Genomic DNA, 15,867 nt, shown 5'->3' with positions numbered 1-15,867 from the left:
GTGGCATACGGGCATTGAAGCTGCCTGCGTAAGCCGATAAACATAAGGCCCTCATTCGAGGGCCTTATTGCATTAGACTAACACAGCTACCTCACCCCTTGAGAGCGGCGCCAATCAGCTCCTGGGCTTCACTCAGTAACAGTTCCAGATGGGTCTGACTGATGAAGCTCTCGGCATAGATCTTAAACAGGGCTTCCGTGCCCGATGGCCGCGCCGCAAACCAACCGCTCGCCGTGGTGACCTTGATGCCCCCTATGGCGGCGCCATTGCCGGGTGCCTGGGTCAGCACATTCTCTATCTTCTCACCGGCGAGACTATCGGCATTCAAACTCTCGGCATTCAGACCGGCAAATTTTGCCTTCATCTTGAGGCTGATGGGACTGTCTATCCTGCGGTAATAGCTGGTGCCAAATTGCGCCGCCAAGGCCTGGTAACGCTCGGCCGGAGTCTGACCCGTGACCGCCAGGATCTCCGCCGCCAGCAGCGCCAGGATGAAACCGTCCTTGTCTGTGCACCAGGTGCTGCCGTCACGGCGCAGGAAGGCCGCTCCGGCACTCTCCTCGCCCCCGAAGGCCAAGGTGGCATCGCCCAGGCCGGCGACGAACCATTTGAAGCCGACAGGCACTTCCACCAGCTTACGCCCGTGATGGGCACAGATCTTGTCGATCAAGGCACTGGAGACCAAGGTCTTGCCTATGCCCAGCTCGGGTGACCATTGAGGCCTGTGGGTCAGCAGATAGTCTATCGCTACCGCCAGATAATGATTGGGATCCATCAAACCACTGCCGGGGCAGACTATGCCATGGCGGTCGTAATCGGGATCGTTGCCGACGCAGAGATCGTATTCATCCTTATGGGTCAGCAGGCCCGCCATGGCATAGGGCGAGGAGCAATCCATGCGAATTTTGCCGTCTTTATCCAGCGGCATGAAGCCGAAGCAGGGATCTACACTGTCGTTGACCAGACTGATGTCCAGGCCATAATGCTTGGCTATCGGCTGCCAGTAATAGATACCCGAACCGCCGAGGGGATCCACCCCAAGGCGCACCTTGGCAGCGGCTATCGCCTGCATGTCTATGACCTGCGCCAGGTCCTCCACGTAGGGAGTCACAAGATCGCTGGCCTGCACCAGGCCTGTGCCCATGGCGATACCATAGTTGACCTTGCGTACCCCATCGAGCTGCCGCTCCAGGTAATGATTGGCGCGCTGCTCTATCCAGGCGGTGATCTCCCCTTCTGCCGGGCCGCCATGGGGAGGATTGTATTTGATGCCGCCATCCTGTGGCGGGTTATGTGATGGGGTGATGATAAGCCCATCACATAAGCCAGCTTTGTGCTCCCGATTGGCGCACACTATGGCGTGGGATACCACAGGCGTTGGGGTGAAACTTTCCCCCTGCTGCACTATCACCCGAACCTGATTGGCGCACAGGACTTCGATGGCGGAGATATAGGCGGCATAGGACAGCGCATGGGTATCCATGCCCAGCACCAGCGGCCCAGTGATCCCTGCGTTATGTCGATAATCCACCACGGCCTGGACTATGGCCCAGATGTGTTGCTCGTTGAAGCTGGCGCTGAAGGCCGAGCCCCTATGACCCGAAGTCCCGAAGCTGACGCGCTGGGTTACTTCTTTGGGATTGGGAACAACCCGAAAATAATGGCTCATCAGCTTAGGAATATTGATCAGATCCTTCTGTAACGCCTTTTGTCCCGCTCTTTGATGAATGGTCACCGTCTGCTCCTGTATTATCTGCAACCTTGATGCACTGAAGTTTGTTGTTCGAACCACATACCTGGACTGGAAAGCAATGAGGGCAAGCCTGCCGGCTCGCCCTCGTCTATGCCAGCAATCCAGTGGCAACCCGTCTAACCAGAGACGATTAGATCTTGGCCGCCAGCTGTTCAGCCGTCCCGGCATCACAGCCAAACTGCACTAACACTTCCGATAAAATGGTGCGCTTCTTGGCGGTATTATTATTGGTCGTCACCCAAAAGCCACTCTGGCCAATTTCTTTAGGGTTCGCCGAAGGGCTGGCCTCGAGCAGGGCCTGCTTGGACTGGCCGAAATACAACCTGCCGCGGCCCTGAATGTGCAGCACCTGGGCAAACTGCTCCGGTACCCTGGCATGCAGGCTCTCCAGCATAAACAGGAAACGCCCCACGGCGCCTTTCTGCTGGCTCAGGGCATTGTCATCCATAAAAGTATTGAAATCGTTCAATGGCGCAGACGCCGGGACGCCGACAACAGGGGTGACCTTTTCCAGGCTGGGCTCACTGACGGCCAGCGGCGTGGTCTGCACCACAGGCTCGACACTCAAGCCGAGTAAACGGCGGATAATATCGGACGCGCTCTCACCTATCCGCTCCGTCTTGCCGGCAATATAACGATAGAGCTCTTCATCGACCTCGATATATTTCATACCTTTATCTATCCTTCCATTCGCTAATGTCTCGATTCGGGAAAGTCTATCACAGAGTGCGGCAGATCCCTGAATTTATCATTGCGCCCAGTGTATGCTATCTATAGGCGTTTGATAAGGCGACATTAATCTAAAATCGACCAAAAATCCCCTGCGCCAGCCCTCTGTGGCGGTAATTGCTGTAAAAGCGTACAAGCCGGTTCCCGGAAAGGTTTCATGGCTTGTCACTGGCCCGCAATTGCAGGACAATTCGCCCAAGAGTGAAATTGGGCGCGCGTCGCCAGGAAATCTTTATGCATTATGTTTCTTCCGGTCAAGGCTCTGCCGTCGTCTTGATCCACGGTCTCTTTGGCAACCTGGACAACCTCAAGGCCCTGGGGCAGCTATTGGAGCAACGCCACAGGGTCATACGCATAGATGTCCCCAATCACGGCTTGAGTGAACATTGGCAACAGATGGATTACCCTGGGTTGGCAGCCGCCATGACGGCCCTGCTCGATAGCCTGGACTTGCCCAGTGCCCACCTGGTCGGCCATTCCATGGGCGGCAAGATAGCCATGGCCACGGCGCTGGCGGCCCCCGAACGCGTCAGCAGTCTGGTGGTCGCAGACATTGCCCCAGTAGCCTATTCTCCCAGGCACGATACCGTCTTCGATGGCCTATGCAGCTTGCCCTTGCAGGGGCATAGCGACCGCCGCTTCGCCTTGAATCACTTGCTCAGTGCCGGCATAGACGAAGCCACGGCACAATTCTTGCTGAAAAACCTGCAAAGAACAGACACAGGCTTCGGTTGGAAAATGAACCTGGCGGGCCTCAAGGCCAACTACCCAAAACTCATCGGCTGGCATAACAGCGACAGCAGTTACTCTGGCCCCAGTTACTCTGGCCCCAGCCTCTTCGTTCGCGGTGGCGACTCGGATTACGTGACCGCCGCCCATAGGGAGACGATTTTGGCTCAGTTCCCCGGGGTGCAAGCCAAGACCATAGAAGGTACGGGTCATTGGTTGCATGCACAAAAACCGGCGATCTTTAATCGTATAGTGTCTGAATTTATTGACAAACAAGAGGTTTGAGTCAGCTCACATAGGAAGGTAAAGCATATGGCAGAGCCAGGGGCTTATGTGGTATATTCGCGCCTCTTTTGGCCTTAGACGATTCTGGGGAATAGAAAAAGTATGTTAGCTCAGTACATGGAACAAATTGAAACCATAGGGTTAAACCTGTTTTTTGCCGCGATATTTTTCTTTATCGGCATGGCCATCCACGATGTGCTGAAACAGGGCAGTGTGCCTAAATTTGGTCGATATATTGTTTGGTTAGTGTTATTCCTCGGCTGTGCCGGGTTTATTGCAAAAGGTATTATCCAAGTGTCCTGGGAAGGCTCGGGGCTCGGATAAACAATAAGAAATGGCAAAAGAAACAACTGACAGAACCACCATTGACCTTTTTGCCAATGAGAAGCGCCGGGGCCGGCCACGCAGCAATCCCCTGTCCCGCAGCCAACAGCTCAAGGTCAACAAGCGTAATCAGATCCAGCGTGATAGAGCAAACGGATTGAAACGAGTAGAGTTGAAAGTGTCACTAGATCTATATGACGCCTTGAACGAGCGAGCTTCGGCCAGTAACATCAGCCGCAGCCAACTAATCGAATTGATCTTGCAACAGCAAATTCAAGCTTAGTCCCTGGACTGGCGAGGTTTGTATACAAATTAAGTTCAGCATGACAGATAAAGGATAGACAATGGCAACTGTAGGTCTTTTTTTCGGTAGCGACACAGGCAACACCGAAGCCGTCGCCAAGATGATCCAGAAGAAACTGGGCAAGAAGATGGTTGAGGTGAAAGACATCGCCAAGAGCACCAAGGAACAAATAGCCGAGTACGATCTGCTGTTGTTCGGCATTCCTACCTGGTATTACGGCGAGGCTCAGTGTGACTGGGACGATTTCTTCCCCGAGCTGGAACAAATCGATTTCACCGACAAACTGGTCGCTATCTTTGGTTGTGGTGATCAGGAAGATTATGCCGAGTATTTCCTCGACGCCATGGGCATGGTAGGTGACATAGTCCAGGCCAACGGCGGCATCATCATAGGCCACTGGCCGACAGAAGGTTATCACTTCGAGGCCTCTAAGGGCCAGATCGACGATAAACACTTCATAGGTCTGGGCATAGATGAAGATCGCCAGCCCGAGCTGACCGAAGAAAGGGTTGATGCCTGGGTGAAACAGATTTACGATGAGATGTGCCTGGCCGAATTGGAAGATTAATCTTCACTGCCAACGCAAGGAAAAGCGGTCTCTCTGAGCCGCTTTTTTTATCTCTTGCAAAGCCTATCCTCGGGCGCTGGCAAGAGGCGGCGATGTGCAACTTAAGATGAAAAGTAACTTAAGATGAAGAGTCGCTTAAGATGAAGAGTCACTAAAGATAACAGTTGAACTCAGTTAAACCACACTCAGTTAACCCACAAGTCCGAACCTATGACACCAACGCAAGCCTCCAGCCATTGGGACATCTTCTGCACCGTCGTCGACAATTATGGCGACATAGGTGTCACCTGGCGTTTGGCACAACAGCTCGCCGGCGAATACCGGATTAGCGTCAATTTGTGGGTCGACGATCTGCATAGCTTTTCACACATATTGCCGCAACTGGATCCCGGGTTAAGCTCGCAGACGTTCGCCGGCGTCACCATATTCAAGTGGAATACCCCGCTGGATATTGGCTTCACGCCGGGTGCCGTGCTCATCGAGTCCTTCGCCTGCGAGCTGCCCGAAAAGATCAAGGCGCAACTGCTGGCCCAACACCAATCTGCCGAGCAGGCCCCGCCGCTGTGGCTGAACCTGGAATACCTGAGCGCCGAAGACTGGGTAGACAATTGCCATGGGTTACCCTCACTGCAGGCGAGTGGACTAAAGAAATTCTTCTACTTCCCCGGGTTTACGCCGAAAACAGGCGGGCTTATCTGCGAGAAGAATTTATTGACGCAGCGGGCGGAATGGCAATCCTGTGCCGACAACAGGCTCGGGCTGTTTGCCGAACTTGGCCTGACCGGCATAGCGCCCCAAGATAAGGTCATCAGTGTGTTCAGCTATGAAACCCGCGCGCTGGCGGCGCTGTGTCAGCTGTGGCAAGTGTCGATGCCCAGGGTGCACGCGCTGATCCCCAAGGGGCGCAGCCTGAACAGCCTGACCCAGTTGTTGCCCTGCCCCATTGCCGACCTGGTCCCGGGACAACGGATAGTGCATGGCAACTTGACCCTGCATATCCTGCCCATGACAGATCAACAAGCTTTCGATCGCTTGCTTTGGAGCTGTGATTTTAATATTGTGCGGGGTGAGGACTCTTTCTTACGCGCCCAATGGGCTGCCAAGCCGTTTATTTGGCACATTTATCCGCAAGAAGATGATTATCACCTGGTAAAATTAGAAGCTTTTATGTCGCTTTACTGCGATAATCTGACGCCAGAAATTGCCAAGCCTTGGGCTGAATTGAATCTTGCATTCAACCAGGAGCAGCAATCCGCCGTGAACCTTCACTGGCAAGAACTTGATTCTGTTGATTTGCCTTTGTTGCAACACGCTCAACAATGGCCAATTGATGCATTAAATGATGCAGATCTCGCTAGCCGACTGGTTCAATTCGTCAAAAATAGCTAAGATACTGCACTGAAACAGAAATATCCAAACATAGGAAAATTAGTAATGAAAACTGCTCATGAAATCCGTCCTGGTAACGTGATCATGTTGGATGGCAGCCCATGGGTTGTTCAGAAAACTGAAACAACTCGCTCAGGCCGTAACGCTGCTATCGTTAAACTGAAGTTGAAAAACTTGCTGCTCGACTCTGGCACCGAAACCACCTTCAAGGGTGAAGACAAGCTGGAAGACATCATCCTCGAGCGTCTCGACTGCACTTATTCATACTTCGCCGATCCTATGTATGTCTTCATGGATGCCGAGTACAACCAGTACGACGTGGAAGCCGAAAACCTCGGCGATGCAGCGGCATTCATAGTCGACGGCATGGAAGAAACCTGTCAGGTGACTTTCTACAATGAGAAAGCCATCTCTGTCGAACTGCCAACCACTATCGTACGTGAAGTGACCTACACAGAGCCTTCTGCCCGTGGCGACACTTCAGGTAAAGTCATGAAGCCTGCGACCATCACAGGTGGCGGCACCGTCACAGTGGCTGACTTCGTTAAAGTCGGCGACAAGATCGAAATCGACACCCGTACCGGCGAGTTCAAGAAGCGCGTCTAACCGCCCTTCCCAAGCCAGTAACGAGTCAGTAAAAAGGCCAGCGCAAGCTGGCTTTTTTATTGCCGAAAATCTCCTGTCTATCGGCACAGACGAGTCATGGTCATGGCAAAGTCTGTCATCGCCTCAGCGTCTTTTGTCTTTTCGTTTGCCTTGTCGGGCTCTTTTGTAGTCTGCATCCTGTAATGGCGTTGTAATGGCAATGACCAGCCAATCGACTACCCTCTATAGGGTATGCGAAGCCTGGCATCACCTGGCTTGAGCATACGATGGACTTCAACGTGAAAAAAGGACTTGAACATGAGCCAATATGTACCGGAAGGAAGCTTCACAAGAACCTCACGCAATATTAAATCCACCCTGTATGCTCAAGCGCAGAAAAGGGATCAAAGCTGGATCCCTGCAGGCCTTGACATCACTAACTTGAACTCGGCAGAAGTCACCAATCTGGATGGTTTTTTGGTCAATACCGGCAACCATGGTGCTCCCAGTGGTTATGTGCCCTCGGGCAGCTACACCAAAACATCCCGCGAGATCACAGTTATTCTGTCGGCCGAATGCCAAAAGAGAGACCAAAGCTGGCAATACTCAACCTTAGTGATCAGCAATCTGGAAAATGTCAGCATTTCCAATATCGATGGTGTGCTCACCCTAGACTAAGCTGACGAGTATCAACCAATGCCAGGATTTGACATTGGTTGATACCCCTCCCCCAGGCAAGGTGGCGCAATCGCTTGGCGATGCTCACCCTGCCCCAACTCTCCCCGGTTCTGCCCGGTATCACCATCAGCAGTGTGCCTATGGGGCTCGACGTCGACGAAATACCTCCATGCACAAGTGCCAGCTCGCCATGCCGCCAAGGGTACTGGCACAACAGTGTTTGCTTTGGAATAACTATATATCCCTAATAGGGAGGTACAAACGCGCATTGCACTAAAACTGAACTTAATGCTTTATACAGCAGCAACTTGTGATAATGGTTTGCATTGGACTAATGTATAGATGCGCATACGGGCAGCGCTGTTGCCGCTCAACAAACCTATGCAGGTGAGAATATGGAAGTTCAATCAATCGAAATAGTAGCACTGGTAAATATAACATTTGAGTTTGTTCATTTTGTGAACACTTTTTGGGGAGTTTTTGCTACTGTGTCAATCGCGTTATTAGGTTGGATTTTCACTAGTACTAAACCTTGGGGGATAATACAAAGACTGTCACTATCCATATCCTATTTAACCATTGCCGCCATAAATTGTTTGGCTCAACTGCGTTTTAATGGGCTAATAAACGCAGCTTTATTAGATATAAACTGTGCTGCTAAAAATGTGAGCAACATTCCCCATTTAGCTAAACAGCTGGACAGTGTTTCTACACTACCAACACCAGCTGTAGTGTTAATATACGTCTTTATTAGTGCAGCAATAGTTACTATTGTTCTTAGACATAATAAGTTATCTTCTAAGTAACTTTGCCTAAAGATTGGCTTCGCTATTCATGGTCATGGCAGTTGGTCGCCGTCCCTCTTTCCCGAGCCTGACGCGCGACTGCACGGCTTTGGCATCACTCGACGTATCACGCAGCATCACGCAATGAAATGGCACCCGTTATAATGTTCAGGTGAGATGTCGATTTACGCTTTCAGCGTTCGACTATTGATTGGGTGTTACTGCGCAAGTTACTGCGAAATTGACCAGGAGGAATATGATGCTCCCAACCATAACGGCCTTTGCACAGTCACCCGATCGTGGCCAGGGACTGGCGCGTGATACAAGGGTACGCTGGGCACTTGAAGAAGTGGGTCAAGCTTATGAGGTTCGCCTGGTTTCATTCCGTGAGATGAAGGAACCCGCACATCTGACGCTTCATCCTTTCGGCCAGATCCCAACTTATGAGGAAGGCGCTTTAATACTTTTCGAGTCAGGAGCGATCATTTTCCACATAGCAGAACGCCATGCAGGCCTGCTGCCAGACGATGCCAATGCCCGCGCCCGTGCGCTCATGTGGATGTTTGCGTCGGTCAACACTGTGGAGCCGCCGATACTTGAACTCGCAAACGCCAGGTTGCTGGAGAACGACAGGCCCTGGAATACGCAGCGCTTGCCTTTAGTCGAGGAACCCGTCCGAAATCGTTTGCAACAACTTTCCGCTTACCTTGGCAAGGCCGACTGGCTCGACGGTGCATTCAGCGCGGGGGACTTGATGATGGTGTCAGTGCTACTGCGATTGAGATCATCCGGCATTCTGGATGAATATCCAAATCTCTCGGCCTATGTCGCCCGCGGCGAAGCGCGGCCCGCCTACCAACGGGCTTTTGCCGCTCAGTTGGCGGTTTTCACTGGTAAGCATCCCAACCAAGAAGCAGGAGATGACGAAGAATGACAACCTGGCTTTCTGGCTTTCTGGGACCTATGCAGCTTTGCAGCTCCTCTGCTTCATAACCTTTATTTGTTTTGTATCCAGCTCGGGAATCGTAGCCAAAATAGGTGAAAACGGTCTGGGGATAGTCACCCGCCTGATGGGGCTTATTCTGGCCGTCATAGGGGTACAGATGCTGATCTTTGGGGTGACTGCCGCCTTGCCATTTGACACTCGGGGGTAACATGACCTCGATGCCTGCCCTCGCCTCTCTCACCTCAGGGCCAGGATAAAGCCGAATGGTTCGTCCTTAAGAGCTCGTCCTTAAGATGAACAAATGTGACATGCCGGTCTGACAAGCACCTATAATAAAAAATAAGCCAGCAACGACGAAATCATTGGCTAACAAGGCATTGTTCCCTCAGCCGTTTTTCTCTAAACACCAAACCAGCCGCTAAGCGCTGTGTTAGCCCTCTTAAGCCAGAGAAGGAGAATGACATCATGTTCAATAATGAGCAGTTTATCCAGGATTGCATCGAGGCCATGGCCGAAGGGAAAGAGGCTGTGCGTGAGATTGTCGCAAAAGCCGTTTCCGATACTGCAAGCCTCCTGTCTGTGCTTGGCGAGCAAGAACATGCCGGCATATACCCACTGTACCGATCGCCTGAACTCACCATAATCAACTTCACCTGGGCCCCGTGCATGTGTCTGATGCCGCATAACCACCAGATGTTTTCAGTCGTTGGCATATATTCAGGCAGGGAAGACAATATATTCTGGCGAAGAACGGAAACCGGCATTGAAGCGGCCGGGGCCAAATCTCTTGGCGCCGGCGACGTAGTTGCACTCGACGACAGCAGCATACATTCGGTGCTTAACCCAATTGGCAAGATGACAGGTGCAATACATGTCTACGGTGGGGACTTTTTTGCCCCCCATGAACCCAGGAGCCAGTGGGATCATGAAACACTGATAGAACAGCCCTGGAACATAGAGATGGTAAAATCACTGTTTCGAGAGGCAGAGGCCAGATTCAACTCCACCTCACACGTCATAGTCTAACTAGCTGTTCCGAATTACAGATACTTGCTAGGACGAGCAGGGTATCGCCAAGCAGGCCCTCTGCACCAGAGATGGCGCGCTGTAGCCTCAGGGAAGAGTTCATGGCGAGCCTGCGTGACTGTGCGGTTGTTGCCCCCCATAGGTTGGGTTGGCCTAATTGTTGGTGGCGTCGCTGTAGCAGGCTACGCAGCAGCAACATCAATTGGGGGAAATCAAATAGTTAAAGAAGATGCAGGTGAGATTTATGACTCAATAATGAAACTGGTTGGCTCATTATGACGGATAGGGCTGTTTACGTCGGCATTCTGATCGTTGCCGCTGTCCTGGTGAGTATGCTCTATATTGCATTTGGCCAGCTGACGGTAAAAAGGCTTAGAAAAAACCCAAAAACTAAAGACGCGCTCGGCTTGGAATATGTGAGTGGTTGGGACATTATTAATGTTGCTCAGGCTCTAGCCTTGCCCAGAAATTGGAGTAAGAAGCTTGAAGAAAGATCACGTTATTTTATGCACGCAAAAGCGAGTTTGCTGCTGGAAAATACTAACAAGTTTGATCGTCTTCTTGGGTCTGTGTTCTATTGGCTATTAATTATTACAGGTCTTTCCTCTGCCTTGTTAGTTCTACTGAATTCAATCGGTATTTTCCGGCAGTGATGCCTGGAAAAAGGCTACCCAGTAACTATCACCGGCATGGCGAGGGCTCCCCTATTCCCATCGAAACGGTTTGGAGCAGAGCAGATAACTTCGCCTTTAAGCGCCAGTCACCACAAAGACAGGGGCGGTACCATTAGCCGCCCCGAACATTCGCGCCAGATCCGGTTGCCGGGTACCAAACCCAGGCAACCGCACTCTTGTCAGCCCTCCCCGGCTCCTATTGCTTGACCATGGTATTGATGGTGACATGGGGCCAGGTGATGAGATTGGTCGGATCCTCCTGACCGAACTTGAGGTGGAACGCCAAGTCGATGATCTGGGTATATTGCAGCTGATCGAATTCCTGGCCCGTGTTGTTGTTGCGCACCTTTTCGAGCCAGAACACCGCCTGCATCCGGGTTGCATTGGCGTGGTGCACGATAAAGGGAATGTTGTTAATGGCCCCTGCGTTGTTCGAATCCAATATCAGGGTCTGGGTCTGCAATATTTCAAAGCCTTCGCCTGCCTGCAGCTCGAGATCCCTTCTCAGGTTGGCATTCGGGTTGCTGACGTTGATCTCGGGGTTCGGCACCAAATAAGGATCCAGGTAACCCAGGGGAGCCGGCGAGCCGATATCCGGTGGCAAGGTGGAAATATCCGGAATATCCGGTGCTCCAGCCTCGGTGAGCGGCAGCTTGCTGAGCAGCATGATCGAATCCCCGTGGGGTATGGTGCCACTGCGAGCGACACTGTATTCGGGTAAGGGTTGGTTCTGATTATTGTTGTTGACGATTTCGGACAGGTTCATGAACATGCCATTTTCGACGTGCAGCCCCTCACCTGTGTCGCGGTTGAACACCCTCTGCTGGTATTTCAATGCCGCAACAAACTGATCTACGCTGCCGCCGCGGTTGCGCGCCGGTGCGCCGGCATCGATGAAGCTGAGGGTTTCCGCGTAAGGGGCGACCAGAAGTTTAAAGTCGCCCTTGCTGGTCGGGGTCGAACCCTGGGACGGCACGGCTATGATGTTCCACCCCTTGCTGCCGAACCAGTCGCCTTGCAGATCGTTGAAAAACTGGGTGGTTTGCTGCTCAGGGGTCAGGCTGGCCGACGGGGTTTTCTCCAACAACGCCTGGCCGGGATCGTGGCGCAGGCGTTTGCTCGATGCACCACTGAGGCGCTGAAACTCATTGATATCGAATTTTTTCATGATTAATTCCCTTTATTTCAGATCGACGTAGAAAGGTTAGCCGAGCCGGGCATAGGAGCCGGCCATAGCGTGACCCACGACCAAAGCCTGCATGGCTTAGCTGCACTCCCTCCTCCGGGCAAGATGCCCTTGAGGAAGCTCCCGGCAAGGGTGTTGAATGAAGCGATACACTCCGTTTTTGAATGGATACAAGCGCTTAATATAGCAGCCGAAATCGACCTCGCCAGGATCCAGGCGGCACAAAACCCGCAGTCTTGGCTAGTGATTTGATTTCCAAAGTGATTAATATTTCATTACGGCTGCGGTCCTGCACAGGGCCGTCGGCTGAGTTTCACTACTCGTCGCAGCTGGGCAGCTAGGCAGCGAAAAACACCAACCGGGATGAATGACAGGGTATGAAGAGGAAGATATCGAAGGTTGTCATGTCCCATGGCCGAAAGGCGAGCCTCTACTGCGTAGCCCCGGTCGCACTTCGACATTCGATATTTGACATTTGGAGTTAGTAGTTTGGGGTTAGGAGCTGGGCGCGCTGCAATGGCTGCATAGCGCCCATGGCCATTTTTCCTGCAGTCATGCCTGCGGCCTTCCATGGCCAGCAGGCATGACTGCAGGAACATCCTCAGGCGATGAGGATAAAACCGACGAAGGCCAGAGCCGCGGCGATCAAGGCATAGGGCAATTGCGTCACTGCATGGCTCATCAAGTTACAGCCCGAGCCCTGAGCGGCCAGCACGGTCGAGTCAGAGTAGAAACAGGCCTGGCTGCCAAAGGAGGAAGCCGACAGCAAGGCGCCAATCACCAGGGGGATATCGGCGCCGACCGATTGTGCCAGTGGCATGACTATGGGTATGGTCACGGCGAAGATGCCCCAGCTGGATCCCGTGGCGAATGCCAGGATCGCCATCGCCAGGAAGACCACCGCCGGCAGCAGCTTGGGGGTCATGAAGGGACTGAGGGACTCGATCACATATTGGGGCAATAACAGCTGATCGCATACCTCCTTGAAGATAAACGCGGCGATCACCGTGCCTATGGCAGGCAGCATGCTCTTGAAGCCGTCGATCATCTGCTCCATCATTTCCGCCAGCGGCATCAGCCGCTGCACGCCATAGTATGGCAAGGTGATGGCCAGTGTCGCCAACAGCCCCTTCCACACATCGATATCGAAATAGACGGTAAAACCGACCAAAAGCACTATGGGCACCAGGAAATTATGCAACTTACCCTGATGATCCGCATGTTCGAACTCTTCCTCTATGGCTTTGACCCCATAATCGTCCGGGGTCTGCACCTGTTCCGGGGCGGACTCCAAGGCGGGGATCCCCTGGGCCGCCAACTGCTGGGCCTTCTTCATCGGCCCCAGCGCCGGCACTATGCCAAGCACCACCAGCAGCACCATGCCGACGGCCAGCCAGGCGTAAAGCATATAGGGGATCGCCTGCATATAGACGGCAATGCCCTGGCCTTCGGCGGCGACACCATTGTCCACCAGCAGGCCACCGAAAAATACCGCCCAGGTCGACAGGGGCACGAGTACGCACACGGGCGCCGCGGTAGAGTCCACCACATAGGCCAGCATCTCACGGGAGATCTTGAACTTATCCGTCACCCGCTTCATGGTCTCCCCCACGGTCAGGGCATTGAGATAATCATCGATAAAGATCACTATCCCGAGGACAAAGGTCATGAACAACGAAGACTTGGGCCCCTTGGCCAGGGACAAGGCGTTGCGGCCAAAAGCCAGCGCGCCGCCGGTACGCACCAGCAGCGCGATCAGGGCACCGAAACTGCCACAGACCAGGATGAGCCAGCCTATGGTCTCGTCGGCCATGACCTTGAGCGAGGCCGAGGCAAAGTTGTTCAGCACCTGGCCCGCGTCGAGCAGCAACAAGCCGGCTATCGCGCCTATGATGAGGGAAAGTATCGGGCGGCGCAGCCAGATGGCTAACACCAGAACCACCAGAGGTGGAACCAGACTCAAGGCAGTCGCTTCAGACATGCATTCAGGTCCTCTATAAATAGCCTATCCAGGCAAAAATGAGAAAGATGTCTGCTACCCATGGCGGCAACACACCCTACTGCTGTTTTATTATTGACATAGAGCATCTCTACCAGGATTGACTCTGGCTCATGCCGGCGTCGCGCCAAAACATCGGCGCTGAAAATAAAGCGCATCCAATAGTGAGTCAACCTTAAATTAACATTCAGCCAAAAATTTCTGCCAAAAAATAAGCAAAGTGGCTATAACACTGTTTTCTATACGGCTATCTGGCACATTTGCAAAGCTGAACCTGGGGCGCAGCAAATATTCATGCACTCTATCCAGCTAAATCCAGCCAAGCATCCCCGCGGCTCTCCGGGACATTTAGCCCAGCTTCCGGCTTGGATACCGTTGCCCTGTTGGAGCAAGCTGTTTGGGTAAGCTGTTGGCGCAACCCGGCCCTTGGCTCTGGGAAACCAATAGCCGCAGTTCACGCTATGACAGAGACAAAACCCAAGAGCAAAACATCAAAAACCAGAGCGCAAACAAAATAAAATGCCAAACCGCGAACAGATAACGGCACCAAAAAGAGGAATAAGCTGGATCTGCTTGAAAAAAAGTTGGGTTTTAACGCCGCCGGGCCTTCCTTATCTTGGGTAATTTCGATATGGTTCGCTAACTTATGTTTCATTCTTCCAGCGTATTTTGAGGTATAGATGCGGCCTATCATTAAATCGAATAAATTAGATTCAGTCTGTTACGACATTCGGGGGCCGGTACATAAGGAAGCCAGACGCCTGGAAGACGAAGGCCACCGCATTCTCAAGCTCAACATAGGCAACCCGGCGCCCTTCGGTTTCGAAGCCCCGGAAGAGATAGTCAGGGACGTTATCCTCAACCTGCCCAGTGCCCAGGGGTACTGCGAGTCCAAGGGGCTGTTCTCGGCCCGCAAGGCCATAGTGCAACATTATCAGGCCCAGGGGATCTTCGGGGTCGACATCGAAGACATCTACATAGGCAATGGGGTGTCCGAACTTATCGTCATGGCCATGCAGGGCCTGCTCAATACCGACGATGAGATCCTCATCCCCTCGCCCGATTACCCCCTGTGGACCGCGGCGGCCAACCTCGCCGGCGGCAAGGCGGTGCACTACCGTTGCGATGAGGAGGCCGATTGGTTTCCGGATCTGGATGACATCAAGCGCAAGCTCAGTTCCCGTACCCGCGGCATAGTGCTGATCAACCCCAATAACCCCACGGGTGCGGTTTACAGCAGGGAACTGCTGCTGCAAATCGTCGAGTTATGCCGCCAGCACCAGCTGATCCTGTTTGCCGACGAGATTTACGACAAGATCCTCTACGATGAGGCCAGCCATATCCCGGCTGCCAGCCTGTCGGACGACATCTTGACCGTGACCTTCAACGGCCTGTCCAAGACCTATAGGGCGGCGGGTTTCAGGGTGGGTTGGATGATGCTCTCGGGGAATCTGAAGGCGGCCAAGAGCTATATCGAGGGCCTGGAGATGCTGGCCTCCATGCGCCTGTGTGCCAATGTGCCCAATCAGCACGCGATCCAGACCGCACTCGGGGGCTATCAGAGCATCAAGGAGCTGTTGCTGCCCAATGGGCGTCTGACGGTGCAGCGCGATGCCTGTTATGAGCTGCTCAATCAGATCCCCGGGGTCAGCGTCACCAAGCCCAAGGGGGCGCTCTATGCTTTCCCCAAGCTGGACATGAAGAAGTTCAACATACGGGACGATGAACGTCTGGTGCTGGACTTGCTCAGGGATAAGAAGATCCTGTTGGTCCAGGGCACGGCATTCAACTGGCCAGAGCCGGATCACTTCAGGGTGGTGTTTCTTCCCCATAAGGAAGATCTCATCAGGGCGCTGTCCGAGTTTGGCGACTTCCTGACCGACTATCGCCAGTAACTTGGCGCCGGC

The 15,867-nt window shown here is 53.1% G+C and carries 18 protein-coding genes; 13 read left to right on the top strand and 5 right to left on the bottom strand.

Features of this window, described 5'->3' with window-relative positions; all coding sequences use genetic code 11:
- Positions 1-91 precede the first annotated feature (91 nt).
- Complete coding sequence (pgm, locus tag HC757_RS01830) at positions 92-1,735, bottom strand: phosphoglucomutase (alpha-D-glucose-1,6-bisphosphate-dependent) (protein WP_169562541.1); 1,644 nt, start codon at positions 1,733-1,735, stop codon at positions 92-94.
- Between the two features lie 148 nt (positions 1,736-1,883).
- Positions 1,884-2,423 (bottom strand): replication initiation negative regulator SeqA, encoded by a 540-nt coding sequence (gene seqA / locus HC757_RS01825; RefSeq protein WP_169562539.1) that lies wholly within the window; start codon positions 2,421-2,423, stop codon positions 1,884-1,886.
- A 293-nt stretch (positions 2,424-2,716) separates the two neighbouring features.
- On the opposite strand from seqA, the gene HC757_RS01820 reads away from it, so the two are divergent.
- From HC757_RS01820 to HC757_RS01765, 12 genes are all read left to right on the top strand, one after another.
- Positions 2,717-3,496, top strand: coding sequence for an alpha/beta fold hydrolase (locus HC757_RS01820; protein WP_169562537.1), 780 nt, complete (start codon positions 2,717-2,719; stop codon positions 3,494-3,496).
- 102 nt (positions 3,497-3,598) lie between these two features.
- On the top strand, positions 3,599-3,820 hold the full coding sequence (locus tag HC757_RS01815) for a DUF2788 domain-containing protein (protein WP_169562535.1): 222 nt from the start codon (positions 3,599-3,601) through the stop codon (positions 3,818-3,820).
- Positions 3,821-3,830: 10 nt separating this feature from the next.
- A complete protein-coding gene (gene ybfE / locus HC757_RS01810) occupies positions 3,831-4,103 on the top strand; it encodes a LexA regulated protein (protein ID WP_169562534.1) in 273 nt (90 codons plus the stop codon).
- Between the two features lie 61 nt (positions 4,104-4,164).
- Complete coding sequence (gene fldA / locus HC757_RS01805; RefSeq protein WP_169562533.1) at positions 4,165-4,692, top strand: flavodoxin FldA; 528 nt, start codon at positions 4,165-4,167, stop codon at positions 4,690-4,692.
- A gap of 210 nt (positions 4,693-4,902) precedes the next feature.
- On the top strand, positions 4,903-6,081 hold the full coding sequence (gene earP / locus HC757_RS01800; RefSeq protein ID WP_169562532.1) for an elongation factor P maturation arginine rhamnosyltransferase EarP: 1,179 nt from the start codon (positions 4,903-4,905) through the stop codon (positions 6,079-6,081).
- Between the two features lie 45 nt (positions 6,082-6,126).
- Positions 6,127-6,687 carry an elongation factor P gene (gene efp / locus HC757_RS01795; protein WP_169562531.1) on the top strand — a complete coding sequence of 187 codons (561 nt, stop codon included), beginning with the start codon at positions 6,127-6,129 and terminating at the stop codon, positions 6,685-6,687.
- A gap of 297 nt (positions 6,688-6,984) precedes the next feature.
- Complete coding sequence (locus tag HC757_RS01790; protein WP_169562530.1) at positions 6,985-7,344, top strand: cyanovirin; 360 nt, start codon at positions 6,985-6,987, stop codon at positions 7,342-7,344.
- 395 nt (positions 7,345-7,739) lie between these two features.
- Positions 7,740-8,150 (top strand): hypothetical protein, encoded by a 411-nt coding sequence (locus HC757_RS01785; protein WP_169562529.1) that lies wholly within the window; start codon positions 7,740-7,742, stop codon positions 8,148-8,150.
- Between the two features lie 235 nt (positions 8,151-8,385).
- A complete protein-coding gene (locus HC757_RS19000) occupies positions 8,386-9,063 on the top strand; it encodes a glutathione S-transferase family protein (RefSeq protein WP_169562528.1) in 678 nt (225 codons plus the stop codon).
- Complete coding sequence (locus tag HC757_RS18995; RefSeq protein ID WP_169562218.1) at positions 9,050-9,283, top strand: MarC family protein; 234 nt, start codon at positions 9,050-9,052, stop codon at positions 9,281-9,283. Before HC757_RS19000 ends, HC757_RS18995 begins: the two co-directional genes overlap by 14 nt.
- Before the next feature lie 257 nt (positions 9,284-9,540).
- Positions 9,541-10,101: a hypothetical protein gene (locus HC757_RS01770; protein WP_169562527.1), complete on the top strand. Its 561-nt coding sequence runs from the start codon at positions 9,541-9,543 to the stop codon at positions 10,099-10,101.
- Between the two features lie 275 nt (positions 10,102-10,376).
- The gene (locus tag HC757_RS01765; RefSeq protein WP_169562526.1) at positions 10,377-10,754 is read left to right on the top strand and encodes a hypothetical protein; all 378 of its coding nucleotides are present in this window, start codon (positions 10,377-10,379) and stop codon (positions 10,752-10,754) included.
- A 217-nt stretch (positions 10,755-10,971) separates the two neighbouring features.
- Here the strand turns inward: HC757_RS01765 and HC757_RS01760 are convergent, their stop codons facing one another.
- The 3 genes from HC757_RS01760 to HC757_RS01750 all read right to left on the bottom strand — a co-directional run bounded on the left by HC757_RS01760 (position 10,972) and on the right by HC757_RS01750 (position 14,615).
- Positions 10,972-11,943, bottom strand: coding sequence for a heme-binding protein (locus HC757_RS01760; RefSeq protein WP_169562525.1), 972 nt, complete (start codon positions 11,941-11,943; stop codon positions 10,972-10,974).
- 619 nt (positions 11,944-12,562) lie between these two features.
- Entirely contained in the window at positions 12,563-13,942 is a 1,380-nt protein-coding gene (locus tag HC757_RS01755; RefSeq protein WP_169562524.1) for a Na+/H+ antiporter NhaC family protein, read from the bottom strand.
- Between the two features lie 472 nt (positions 13,943-14,414).
- Complete coding sequence (locus tag HC757_RS01750) at positions 14,415-14,615, bottom strand: hypothetical protein (RefSeq protein WP_169562523.1); 201 nt, start codon at positions 14,613-14,615, stop codon at positions 14,415-14,417.
- A gap of 25 nt (positions 14,616-14,640) precedes the next feature.
- On the opposite strand from HC757_RS01750, the gene HC757_RS01745 reads away from it, so the two are divergent.
- Positions 14,641-15,855, top strand: a complete 1,215-nt coding sequence (locus tag HC757_RS01745) for a pyridoxal phosphate-dependent aminotransferase (RefSeq protein ID WP_169562522.1) — start codon at positions 14,641-14,643, stop codon at positions 15,853-15,855.
- Positions 15,856-15,867 lie beyond the last annotated feature (12 nt).

Source organism: Shewanella salipaludis (assembly GCF_012911865.1).
GTDB lineage: Bacteria > Pseudomonadota > Gammaproteobacteria > Enterobacterales > Shewanellaceae > Shewanella > Shewanella salipaludis.
Note: the sequence above shows the minus strand (reverse complement) of the source record. Positions and strands in the feature narration are given on the sequence as shown.